Here is an 11,784-nt window from a genome sequence, read left to right as displayed (position 1 = left end):
TGGTAGTCGAAACGGAATTTCCTGTCAGCCCCGCACGTTTCTCTCGGACGGTGGACGGGCGGACTGGAGCTCGGCGAGGATCGCGTCGAGGCGCGCGAGAATGGCCTTTTGCAGGGCGATCGACTCCGCCGTGTCGACGGAAACCTGCGCGTTGGGCCCATTGGTGGGCGAACCGACGGAATTTTGCTGCGCGGCGGCGGGCGGGGCGAACGCGTTCGCCGCGACGCTCGGGCCAAACGTCATGAGGAAGGTCGCGAGGGCCTTGCCCGATTCGGTTTGCGCGAATTTGTTGTCGTACCCCACAGAGAGGCAGGTCGAGACGAACACCGCGGCGTCCCAGAACGTGCGGCACCGCGGGTTCTTGTCTTTCTCGGCGAGCCAAAAGAGGTAGGCGCCGCCAAGCACGGAGACGAGAAGCGTGTCCAGCGCATCCCGCTGGACGAGCTCGCGAAAACCTTGCTTCCACGTGCCATACCCGAGCGCGCCGCCCTGCGCGCCCGGGGTCGAGACGAGGCCACGCGCGATCTGCGCGAGCGCAGAAAGCGCGACTTCGTCCGGATCTCGGCGAGGCGGGGTCATCGATTCACTCGCCCGGGAGCGGGGCCGCAGGCGGGATGGTCGGGGGGGCGACTTCGTGGACCTGGATGCCGGCGCCCGAGGACGCGGCGCGGGCGACGCCGAGATCGTCGAGCTTTTTCGCGAGCTCGGGGTCTTTGTCGATCACGGCGCGGAGCTCGGTCGGGAGCGTGGCGAGGAAGGAGCGGGCCTTGTCCGCGAGGCCGCGCTCGTCGACCTGCGAGAAGGCGAGCATCTCGCGAAGGAGCGGGTAGGCGGCGCCCGCTTCGAGGATGGTCTTGAGGACGGGCGAGGCGACGTTGCCGAAGGGCGCGCTCGGGGCGCCCTCGCCGTTCGTCGCGGCGCCGCCGCCCGTGCCCTGGAGCTGGAGGACCTTGATCTCACTGATGGCTCGGGCCGGGGTCATGAGCTCGCGGGTGACGGCGGGCAGGACGTCGAGCGCTTTGACGGCGACGTCGCGGAGGAGGAACTTCGTGGCGACGGCGTTCTCGGCCTCGACGAGCTTGCGCTTGGCGTCGGCCTCGGCCTCGCCCTTCTTGCGCGTGGCCTCGGCGAGGGCGATCAAGGCCTGCGCTTCCTGCGAAGCGGCCTGGGCCTTGGCCTCGGCGGAGATGCGGACGCGGTCGCCGTCGGCCTCGGCGCCCTTGCGCATGACGTTGGCGTTCGCCTGCGCTTCGAGCTCGCGGGCCTGGGCGAGACCTTGCGCGCGGGCGATCTCGCCTTCGGCCGCGGCGCGTTTGACCGCGGCTTCACCTTCGGCGTGCGCCTTGAGCGCGGCGGCCTGCGTCTCGGCTTCGAGCTTGAGCTTGAAGGCCTCACGTTCGGCGGCGATGCGCGAGCGTTGCGCGTCCTCTTCGCTCTTGATGACGGCGATGGCCTTTTCGCGGTTCGCCTTCGCGGTCTCCTCGACCGTGATGATGCCCTGCATCGCTTGCTGCTGCTCGGCCTCGGCCTGGGCCTTCAAGGCGGCGGCGCGCGCGGCCTGCTCTTCGCTCTGCGTGACCGCGATCTGCTTGGCGATGCGCGCGGTCTCGACGGCCTGCTGCTTGACGATCTCGGCGCTCTCGACGGCCTTTTGCTTGTCGATCGAGGCCGTTTCGAGGGCCTTTTGCCGATCGACCTCGGCGGCCTGGACGACCTTTTCCTTCTCGATCATCGAGGCCTCGATCTCGCGCTGCTTAGCGATTTCGGCGGCCTGCTGCGCCTTCTCGGCGGCGATCTGCGCCTCGCGCTGGCCCCGCTGGCGCGCGGCCTCGGCGACGGCGATCGCCTGCTCTTGCTGGATGCGCGCGGTCTCCGTGGCCTTTCGTTTTTCGAGCGCGGCGAGCTCCTGGGCCTGCTCCTGGACGTAGACGGCCTTCGCGGTCTCGGCCTTCTGCGTGGCGGCGTATTCGGAGACGCGGCGGGCCTGGTCGGCCTCGGCTTGCTTCTGATCCTGCTCGATCGTGAGGGCGCGTTTTTTCGCCTCGGCGTTCGTGAGCTGGATGGCGAGCTCTTTTTCGCGCTGGATCTTCGTGGTCTGCTCGGCGTTCGACTGGACGCTGTCCGTGATGGCGCGAAGGCCCTCGGCGTCGAAGACGTCCTGCGGGTCGAGTTCTTTCACGGGGACCATCGCGAGCGCGGTGATCGAGACGTTCTCCAGCGTGAGGCCGTTTTTCTTGAGCTCGTCGGAGAGCGTGCTCTGGATGTGCTCGGCGAACTGCTTGCGCTGGCCGTGCAGCTCCATGAAGGTCTGGTTCGCCGAGACGGAGCGGAGGGCGTCGGTCAGCTTGCCCTCGATGAGGTCGCCGATGGCCTGCTCGTCGAAGTTTCGCTCGCCGAACGAACGCGCGGCGGCGAGGACGTCCTCGGCGATGGGCTCGACCTTGATGTAGAGCTCGGTCGTGACGTTGGCCTTGATCTTGTCCCGCGTGACGAGGGCGTTCTTGCCCGAGCGCTCGACGGAGAGCTTGATCGAGTGGAGCGAGACGCGCAGGAGCTGGTGGAGGATCGGATAGACGGTGATACCACCGCCGATCACGACCTTGTTGCCGCCGGCGCCGGTGCGGACGAGGGCCTCGTCCGCGCCACAACGTCGATAAAACTTCGCCAGGGTGACGAAGAAGGCGACGAGGAGGACCAGGAAGCCGACCGTCCCGAGGGCGAATAACTGAAACTCGGGTTTCTGGAAGAGCTGAGGCATGGCTCGGATGCTCCGATCAAGAATACGCCACCGCAAACGCGGCCGGTCGATGAGACCGCCTCGCAGGGGGCCATGGCAAGAGAGAACGCGCTCGCCCGCTCAGGGCGCGCGACGTACGTGGGTGGTATCTTTTGTTTCCGAGGCCTCCGCTTCAACCTCTGCTTCGCTTTCGGCCCGCGTATCGCCCGCGATGCGAAGCGCGGGCGCGGGCGGCGCGTCGTCGTCGTCGAGCGGCGCGACGAAGATGCGACCGTCCTTGCTGTCGTAATCGACGATGACCACCTCGCGGCCGGCGCCGAGGACGGGTTCCCCCTCACGAATGCGGCAGATGACGTGCACGAAATGCCCCGCCCGGTCCTTGGCACGAATCTCGCCGAATTCGCTGGTGACGCGGGTCGAGATGACGACACCCGAGCAGCCCACGAGGTTCCTGCGGCTCGTGGCTTCCTCGCCAGCCGGCGCGACGACCTTGCCGAGGACGCGCGAGGCCGTGCGCGTAACGAGGTAAGCGACGAGGAGTGAAGCGGGCAGGCTGAACACGAGGGTCGAGGGCGCGAGGACGCCGGCGCGGCCGAAATACAGGGTGTTGAGCGCGAGGCCGGTGATGCCGAAGGTGACGGCGAAGGTCTGCCAGAGGACCGAAAACGGGACGCGGCCGGCGCCGAGGTCGACGAGGATCTTGCCGCCGAGGCTCGCGTCGTGGTCGTGGTCGGCGTCGTGGTCGTGGTCGTGATCGGCGTCCGCGTCGAGGTCGTGATCAGCGTCGGCGTCGACGTCCGCGTCGTGGTCGGCGTCCGCGTCGGCATCGTGATCGGAGCCGCCGACGAGCAGGCCGAGGACGCCCGTCATTTGCAGGAGCGCGAAGAGGATCGCGACCGTGAATACGATGGCGTAGGGGAGGTTCGCCCAGACGAAGAGGGATTGGAGGAAGTCCAAGGGGCGCGCCTCGACGGTGGCCCGATCGTGTGGCCGCGGCGGAGCGGGGTCAAGATGAAGCGCGACCGATTCGCGCGATGGCTCGCTGAAGGTCGAGGTTGTCCACGCGGGCAAGCGCGTCGAGGCCACGCGGGGCGAGGTGGAGCTTGTGGCTCGGCGCCGGCCCAGCGCAGGACCGATCTCGAGGCGTCATGAGGGCGAGGACACCACGGGCGCGGGGAGGGTCTGTCGCGCGGGGCCCGCTTGAGGCATGCTCGGCGCCGCCATGCACGATTGTCCCCTGCCCTGCCTCGCCGATCACGCGCCGCCCAAGGAAGCCTTCGGTGGGTGGCTTTCGGCGGATCGGGCCCCGCTGCCCGCTGCGAATGACGAGGAAGGCGAGCGCTTGTCGTCGTCGTTGCCCGAGGTGATCGACGCGCACGTGCACCTGTTCCCGGACCCGGTGTTCGTGGCGCTGTGGCGATGGTTCGAACAGTATGGATGGCCAATCCGGTACAAGTTGATGGCGCGGGACGTGGTGCGCTTCCTGCTGTCGCGCGGGGTGTCGCGGATCGTGGCGCTGCATTATGCGCACAAGCCGGGGATGGCGCGGGCGCTGAATCAATTCGTGGCGGGGCTTTGCCAGGAGGAGCCGCGCATCCTCGGGCTCGCGACGGTGCTGCCCGGGGAGCCGGGCGCCAAGGAGATCCTCGCGGAGGCGTTCGGGATGGGGCTGCGGGGCGTAAAGCTCCATTGCCACGTGCAATGCTTCTCGCCGGACGAGGAGTCGCTGCACGATGTGTACGAGGCGTGCGTCCGAGCAAACCGTCCGCTCGTGGTGCACGCGGGCCGGGAGCCGAAGAGCCCGGCGTACAAGTGTGATCCGTACGTGCTCTGCTCAGCCGAGCGGGTGGAGCGGGTGCTCGCGGAGTATCCGGGATTGAAGCTCTGCGTGCCGCACCTCGGTGCCGACGAGTTCGACGCGTACGAGCGGCTGCTCGAACGGTACGACAATCTCTGGCTCGACACGACGATGGCGATGGCCGAATACTTCACGGGCCCGGCGCCGTTGCGGCTCCTGCATTGCCGGCCGGAGCGGGTGCTTTACGGGTCGGATTTCCCGAATGTGCCGTATGCGTGGGACCGGGAGATCAAGCGGCTCGCGGCGCTCGGCATGCGAGAGGAAGCGCTCGCGGCGCTCGTCGGGGGGAATGCGAAGAGGCTGTACGGCTCAGAGTAAGCCCGGGACGAGGGCCTTGCGCTCGGTGGGGTAATCCGGGAATTTTTCGCGGTACCAGCGGTGGTGGGAGAGCGCGCGCGGCAAGAGGTTCGCGATCGTCCAGAGCGCGAACGCGAGGCCCGGCAGCGACCAGGTGCAGATCGCAAAGCCGATCCATTCGATGATCTCGCCGAAATAATTCGGGCAGCTCACCCAGCGGTAAAAGCCGCCACGGGGGATCTTGTAGCCGGTCTCGCCAGGTTTTCGCAGGTGCAGGAGGATCCAGTCCGCCTGCTGGTTGATGGCGAATCCCGCGAGGAAGATGGCCGCGCCGAGGAAGAAGCGAGGATCCGAGAGCCAGGCCGCGGCATATCGATCAGGGCCGGCGAGGCCGAAGAGCCAGCGGCCATTGAGGTAGGCGTTGAGCGAGGTGAACGCGAACCCGGCTCCGGCAATGGCGATCGGCATTCGCTTGGGGCCGCTCTTGATACGGAACGGGAAGATGTAGGCGCGGTGGACGTAGTGGAGCTGCCAGAGGAAAAGGAACGCGAGCGAAGCCGGGTCCGTGGGGCAGCCGCCGACGTAGAAGCAGGCGAAAAAGACGAGGACCGACGGCGACTCCATGAGGAGCCAGCCTGTGCGGTTGTCAACCGTGGGGCCCCAGGATTTCGCCTCGTGGCGGCCGTACGGCGCGGTGATGAAAAACAGAGCCGGGAAGATCAGGGCCGCGACGACGAGGGAGCCCCAAAGGAGGTATCGATAGAACGTGGGCTCGTCCATGGATCAGCGGGGAAGCAAGCCGTTCTCGCGGAACCACGCATAGGTCGCCTCCAAGGTCTCTTTCGTGGGGCGCGGCGTGAATCCCAGCTCGGCCTGGGCCTTTTGATGGCTCGTATGGCGATGAATGCGGAGCGCGTGCAAAGAGACGCTGTTGAAGAGCGGGTCGGTGCGGCGGAGCTTCGCAAGGCCCCCCGCAAGCGGCGCGACGGCACGCGCGAGCCACATGGGCGTGGTGAGGCGCGGCGGGCGGCGGCCCGTGACCTCACCCGCGACCGTCGCGAGTTCGGCAAAGCTGAGCCAATGGCCGGAGAGGAGGTAGTTTTCCCCACGGCGGCCGCGGGTGTCGGCTGCGAGGGCCGCTGCCACGATGTCACGGACGTCGACCCAGGAGAACCCGCCCTCGACGAGCCCCGGCATGCGGCCACGGGCGAGCGATAAGAGGACGCGGCCCATGCGCGAGGGCATGTAATCGTGCGGGCCGAGGACGGCCGCGGGATGCAAGACGACAGCGTCGAGGCCCTTTTCGACGGCGGAGAGGACGACGCGCTGGCCCGCGGCCTTGGAGCGGTCATAGGGAGGCTGGCGCGGGTCGGTGATGAGCGGGCGCTTCTCGTCGAGGACCTCGGACGCAGGTTCGGTGGCGAAGGCGTGGATCGAGCTGAAATGCACGAGCCTTCGGACGCCGTGGCGCATGCACGCGTTCGTGATGTTGCGGACGCCTTCGACGTTGATGGGCTCGACCTCGGGGTCGACGGATTCGAGCGATATCTTGGCGGCGCAGTGGTAGACGAGCTCGGCGCCGCGGATGACACGATCGACCGTGTCGGCGTCGCGGACGTCGCCCGTGGTTCGCTCGCAATCGACGCCGTCGAGCGCGCGTGGCCCATGTCGATAAAGCACATGCACGCGATGGCCGCGCTCGACGAGCGCGCGCGTGAGGTTCGCGCCCACGTGCCCCGTGGCCCCGGTAACGACGACATTCATGGCTGATCGGTCCTCCGTGCGCCCGGCACTATACCGGGCGCGGAGGACACGCCATCCGTTTTTTCCGATTTGGGAGCCGCGAAGCTGCTCTGCGAGGCCGCGCGGCGAACTCGCCTCGGGAGCTAGAGAATCCCGGGGAATTCGGTGTTGACGTCGTCGATGAGGTCCTGACGACCGATGCGCAGCCAGGCGTCGCGCGCCGCGTAGAGGTGGTTCTTGAAGATGTCTGGGTCCGCGGCGACCTGGGCCAGTCGGTAATGCGTCCAGCCGATCGAGTAATCGTCCTTGAGGGCCGAGAAGAGGCTGAGGGCGTTCTCGTAATGCGACCGTGCCGCGTCGTGCTCGAACTGCGTGAGCGCGATGTCGCCGAGGCTCTGGATGCAGTTCGCCTCGCCCATCTTCTCGCCGACCTCGCGGAGCAGCGGGAGCGCCGCGAGGTAGTACGCATGCGCGTCCTCGATCTCCGTGCACGCGAGCGCGACGTCGCCGAGGGTCGACAAGCACGTGCCCTCGGCGAGTTTGTCGCCGAGCTCCTTCAGGATGGGCAGGGCCTTCTGGTAATGCTTCTCGGCCACGGAGTGCTCGCCGAGCGCGAACGCGATGTCGCCGAGGTTCTGCAGGCACTGCGCCATCGAGAGGCGATCGCCGAGCTCTTCGAGGAGCGGGCCGACCTCCTGGTAGAGCGCACGCGCCTCGTCGTACTGCGTGCCCTGGAAGGCGATGTCCGCGATGCCCTTCATGCAGGTCGCGCTCGCCACCTTGTCGCCGAGCTCGTTGTAGATCGGCAGCGCTTCCTTGTACCGCGCGCGCGACTCCTCGTAGTTGTCGCTCAGGGCCGCGATCTCGGCGAGGTTGCGCAGGCAGTTGGCCTCGCCGAGCTTGTCGCCGATGTGCCGGTAGTACGGCGCGGCGTCGGTGTAGCGGAGCTTCGCCTCGTCGTACTCGTCGCGCTCGCTCGCGATGTCGCCGAGGCGCATGAGGCACGCCGCGATGCTGAGGCCCGCGCGCGCCTGGTGGAAGAGCGGGAGTGCGTCGAGGTACCGCGCGCGCGCCTCGTCGACCTCCCCACGCGCGAGCGCGATGTCGCCGAGTGCCTGCGTGCAGTCGGCCTCGCCGAGCTTGTCGCCGCCTTCTCGCGCCGCGTCGCGCGCGCGCTCGACGACGCGCGGCGTGCAGTGGCCCGAGGAGCCGATGAACGTGGCGAGCGCGACGGACGCGTCGATGCACGCGATGCGGTGCGGGCCGTCGATGCCACGCAGGATCATCGCCTCGATGTTGTCGCTGTCCGCCGCGAGGCGCACCGCGCTCTCGTCCCCCGCCGGCCATCCGACGTTCGGGCCGTTCGAGAGCGCGAGGCCAGTGTACCTCTGCGTCGCCTTCGCCGACTCCTCAGCGCCAGGACGCTGCAAGGCGACGACCTCACGCACGGCGCGGCGCAAGCGGGAGCGCCCCGACGCATCCTGCGCGAGGCCGAGGGCGACGAGCGCGACGCCCGCGTCGGCGGTGCCCGAGGACGCGAAGGCCGCGAGGTCCTCGGCGCGGACGCCGTTCGGCAGCGCAGCAAAGAGCGGCGCGAGGCGGCGCGCTTCGTCCGAGAGGCGGCCGCTCGCGAGCGCGAGCGCGACGGCGATCTCGATGGCGCTCGCCGACTCGGGGCCGTCCTCGCGCATGAGCAGTTCGTTCTGCTTCTGGTGCCAGGCGCGGACCGCGAGGTCGAGCGGACCGTCACCAGCCGCGCGCGCGAGCAAGGCGAGCGCGAGGGGATTGCCCGCGGCCTCGGTGAGCGCGAACGAGAGGCCCGGATCAGAGCGGCGTGCGTCGCCGGCGATCGCGAGGAACGCGGCCCGCGCGGAGGCCTCGTCGAAGGGTTTGACCGCGGCGACGTGGAAGCCGTCGGGCGGCGCCACGCTCGATCGCGAGGTGGCGATGACGGCGACGCCGGGGATGGCCGTGAGCCTCTGGAGAAGGTCACGCACGTTCGCGGGGTCCTTCGCGAGGGGCACGTCGAGATCGTCGAGGACGATCAAGGCCGGCGCGCGGCGCAGCGCCTCCGCGATGCGGTTGAGGAGCGGCGCCTCGGGCGTGACGCCGAGGGCGCGGCTGACCTCGACGACTGCCGCTTCGGTGTCGGCCGCCGTGTCGAGGTGCGCGACGTACCTGCGGCCGCCGAAGCGACGGACGGACGCGTCCGCGTGGAGGAGCGCGAGCGCGAGCGTCGTCTTGCCGAGGCCCGCGTCGCCGACGAGGAGCACGGGCCCGGGCGCGTCGCGATGGACGTGCGCCGCGAGCTCGGCGAGGAGCGCGTCCCGACCTACGCAGGGTCCTGCGTCGGGCACCGGCGTTCCGGCGACCCGTTTGTCCTCGGCGAGCAGGTGCTCGTTCCGAGCGACGGCGACCGGGTGCGCGCCGGAGATCTTGTCGAGCAGAACCTTGAGATCGGCGTTGTCCACGAGGAGCGCGATCTTGCCGGCCCGATCGGCTCCGCGCGCGACGCGCCGGGCGATGGTGCCGAAGTTCTGTGCGACGAACGCTTCGACGTCTGCGTCTTGAGGCAGGACTTCCGCGAGCAGCCGGTTCAGACCGGCCTTGGTAAGGACCATACCCGGCAGTTTCACCCCGAGACGCACGCGGGGACAAGATCGGTTGCGTTCCGGTCGAGCCTCGAACGCCGTTTGGAGGCCGGCCCGCGGAGCGACCACGCATCACGTTGCGAAAGGCTCGGTTCTGCCCGCTCCGCCCTCTTCCGTCGTCACGTAGTCCTGAGCACAACGACTGCGCATGACGGAGCCACCCCGGCGGCGAGGTGACCGTGCAGACCTGTCGGATCGGCCCGGTCGATCGTCGTTTCCGTGCACGAGTCGCGCACTTGCGCTCGACAAGGAGCGCGCGGGTGTCACACTCCAACTCGTCGCGCGCGTGCCGGTCCGCCCCCCCCAACCGGTGCGCTGCGCGACTTTTTTTTGCCCTCACGGCAAGCCGCGCCGGCGCATCGTCCCGACTTCCCATCGAGGCCGCGCCCTGGTAACGCGGCGCCATGACGGATACCGACCTCGTCCTCGTGGAGCGGACCGGCGCGATCGCGACGCTCACGATCAACCGGCCGACCAAGATGAACGCGCTGAACGCGCACCTCGTGACAGAGCTCGCGCGGGCGTTCGAGGCGCTCGCGGCTGCGGCCGACGGGGAGGACGCCGTGCGCGCGGCGATCCTCACGGGCGCAGGCAAGGCCTTCGTGGCAGGCGCGGACATCGGGGAGATGTCGGAGATGACGCCGGTGGCCGCGAAGCGGTTCGCCGACGCGGGGCAGCGGCTGTGCCATCGGATCGAGGCGCTGCCGTTCCCGGTGATCGCCGCGGTGAACGGATTCGCGCTCGGCGGGGGCTGCGAGCTCGCGCTGGCGTGTGACTTCATCTACGCGGCCGAGGGCGCGAAGCTCGGGCTGCCCGAGGTGACGCTCGGCGTGATGCCGGGCTTCGGCGGGACGCAGCGGCTGCTCCGGCGGGTGGGCGCGGCGCGGGCGCGGGAGCTCGTGTACACGGGCGACATGGTGAGCGCGGAGCAAGCGCTCGTGATGGGGCTCGTGAACGCGGTGCACCCGGCGGCGGAGCTCGTCCTCAAGGCGAAGGAGACGGCGCAGAAGATCGCGTCGCGGGGGCCGCTCGCGGTGGCGGCGGCGAAGCGCGTGATGCTGCACGGCGAGGGGGTCGACCTCGCGTCGGCGTGCGAGCACGAGGCGCAGTCGTTCGCGGGGCTGTTCGGGTCGGAGGATCAGCGGGAGGGGATGAAGGCGTTCTTGGGGAAGACGAAGCCTTCGTTCCTCGGGCGTTAGCACGCGAGCGACGCGTCGCTCTGCGAGGTCGCGTAGCGAACTCGCCTCGAGGGGGTGAATCGGCCGGGCTTTGCCTGGCCGAGAGGGGGACGCGAGGCGTCCCCTCGGGACTAACTGCTCTTCGTCTTCTGGCCCTTCTCGTCATACACGTAGAAGCCGCGGCCGCTCTTCTTGCCGAGCCAGCCGGCCGCGACGAGGTTCCGGAGCAACGCCGCGGGGCGGTACTTGTCCTCGCCGAGGTCCTTGTGGAGCACCTCGGCGATGGCGAGCACCGTGTCGAGGCCGATGAGGTCGGCGAGCTCGAGCGGGCCCATCGGGTGGTTCAGGCCGAGCTTCGCGCCCGTGTCGATGTCCTCGGGGCTGCCCACGCCCTCTTGCAGGGTGAAGCAAGCCTCGTTGAGGAACGGAATCAACATCCGGTTGACCAAAAAGCCCGGTCGATCCTCGGACGTGATCACGGTCTTGCCGAGACGAACCGAGAGCTCGTGCACGAGCGAGTAGGTCTCGGGCGAGGTCTGCACGCCGCGCACGATCTCCACGAGCTTCATGAGCGGAACGGGGTTCATGAAGTGCATGCCGATGACCCGCTCGGGGCGCGAGGTCGCGGCGGCGAGGCGCGTGATCGAGATCGACGAGGTGTTCGAGGCGAGGATCGCGCCCGGCGCGAGCGCGGCGTCGGCCTTGCGGAAGAGGTCGATCTTGAGGTCGACGTTCTCCGTCGCAGCCTCGACGGCGAGCTCGACGGAAGAGAAGGCGGTCATGCTGCCGGCAGGGACGATGCGCTCGAGCAATGCGCGATGCTCGTCGGCCGACAACTTCCCTTTCTCTACCTGCTTTCCGAGGATACTGCCGATCAGCGACTTGCCCTTGTCCGCGATCTCCAGGGATGCGTCGCAGAGGACGACCTCGATCCCGGCCGCGGCGGCGACCTGCGCGATGCCGCGACCCATCTGGCCTGCGCCGATGACACCAATCCGTTTCACGGAGGAAGCGTTCATGGGCCGCTTGATAACCCAAGGTGCGGCCGCGTGGAACGGCCGAGGGCGCGCGACGGGAGGACACGGGCTTTCCCGCGCGTTTGCCGCGCCACGAGCGGACGGCCGGGCCGGGATGGAAACGGCGCCTTGAAACGCCGGTCGAATGCAGCGTAGAGTCGGCTCGCGTCAAATAAATCCGAGGATCCTTCTCTCGACGACGCATGGCGGGAGAAGGACGAGCTGTCTGGTCCAAGGAGCCTTTCGCTGCACGTCGAGGTGCAGCGTATGGGTGACCGGATGATCGTGTCGTTGTGCTTCGCCG

General features: G+C 68.7%; 9 protein-coding genes. 2 read left to right on the top strand and 7 right to left on the bottom strand.

Annotated elements, in window-relative coordinates; all coding sequences use genetic code 11:
- Window positions 1-24: 24 nt before the first annotated feature.
- The 3 genes from E8A74_RS38150 to E8A74_RS38140 all read right to left on the bottom strand — a co-directional run bounded on the left by E8A74_RS38150 (window position 25) and on the right by E8A74_RS38140 (window position 3,694).
- Complete coding sequence (locus E8A74_RS38150) at window positions 25-579, bottom strand: ion channel (RefSeq protein ID WP_136934029.1); 555 nt, start codon at window positions 577-579, stop codon at window positions 25-27.
- 4 nt (window positions 580-583) lie between these two features.
- Complete coding sequence (locus E8A74_RS38145; RefSeq protein WP_136934028.1) at window positions 584-2,758, bottom strand: flotillin domain-containing protein; 2,175 nt, start codon at window positions 2,756-2,758, stop codon at window positions 584-586.
- Between the two features lie 99 nt (window positions 2,759-2,857).
- A complete protein-coding gene (locus E8A74_RS38140; RefSeq protein WP_170229684.1) occupies window positions 2,858-3,694 on the bottom strand; it encodes an OB-fold-containig protein in 837 nt (278 codons plus the stop codon).
- Window positions 3,695-3,959: 265 nt separating this feature from the next.
- On the opposite strand from E8A74_RS38140, the gene E8A74_RS38135 reads away from it, so the two are divergent.
- Complete coding sequence (locus E8A74_RS38135) at window positions 3,960-4,913, top strand: amidohydrolase family protein (RefSeq protein WP_136934026.1); 954 nt, start codon at window positions 3,960-3,962, stop codon at window positions 4,911-4,913.
- Here the strand turns inward: E8A74_RS38135 and E8A74_RS38130 are convergent.
- From E8A74_RS38130 to E8A74_RS38120, 3 genes are all read right to left on the bottom strand, one after another.
- The gene (locus E8A74_RS38130; protein ID WP_136934025.1) at window positions 4,905-5,672 is read right to left on the bottom strand and encodes a DUF1295 domain-containing protein; all 768 of its coding nucleotides are present in this window, start codon (window positions 5,670-5,672) and stop codon (window positions 4,905-4,907) included. The genes E8A74_RS38135 and E8A74_RS38130 overlap by 9 nt on opposite strands.
- A 3-nt stretch (window positions 5,673-5,675) precedes the next feature.
- On the bottom strand, window positions 5,676-6,656 hold the full coding sequence (locus E8A74_RS38125; protein WP_136934024.1) for an SDR family oxidoreductase: 981 nt from the start codon (window positions 6,654-6,656) through the stop codon (window positions 5,676-5,678).
- Window positions 6,657-6,778: 122 nt separating this feature from the next.
- Window positions 6,779-9,256, bottom strand: coding sequence for a tetratricopeptide repeat protein (locus tag E8A74_RS38120; RefSeq protein WP_136934023.1), 2,478 nt, complete (start codon window positions 9,254-9,256; stop codon window positions 6,779-6,781).
- A gap of 434 nt (window positions 9,257-9,690) precedes the next feature.
- On the opposite strand from E8A74_RS38120, the gene E8A74_RS38115 reads away from it, so the two are divergent.
- Window positions 9,691-10,485 carry an enoyl-CoA hydratase/isomerase family protein gene (locus tag E8A74_RS38115; protein ID WP_136934022.1) on the top strand — a complete coding sequence of 265 codons (795 nt, stop codon included), beginning with the start codon at window positions 9,691-9,693 and terminating at the stop codon, window positions 10,483-10,485.
- Between the two features lie 110 nt (window positions 10,486-10,595).
- Here the strand turns inward: E8A74_RS38115 and E8A74_RS38110 are convergent, their stop codons facing one another.
- A complete protein-coding gene (locus tag E8A74_RS38110; RefSeq protein ID WP_136934021.1) occupies window positions 10,596-11,483 on the bottom strand; it encodes a 3-hydroxyacyl-CoA dehydrogenase family protein in 888 nt (295 codons plus the stop codon).
- Window positions 11,484-11,784: the final 301 nt, after the last annotated feature.

This window comes from Polyangium fumosum, from assembly GCF_005144585.1.
Lineage (GTDB): Bacteria > Myxococcota_A > Polyangia > Polyangiales > Polyangiaceae > Polyangium > Polyangium fumosum.
This window is presented reverse-complemented; position numbering and strand designations above follow the sequence as displayed.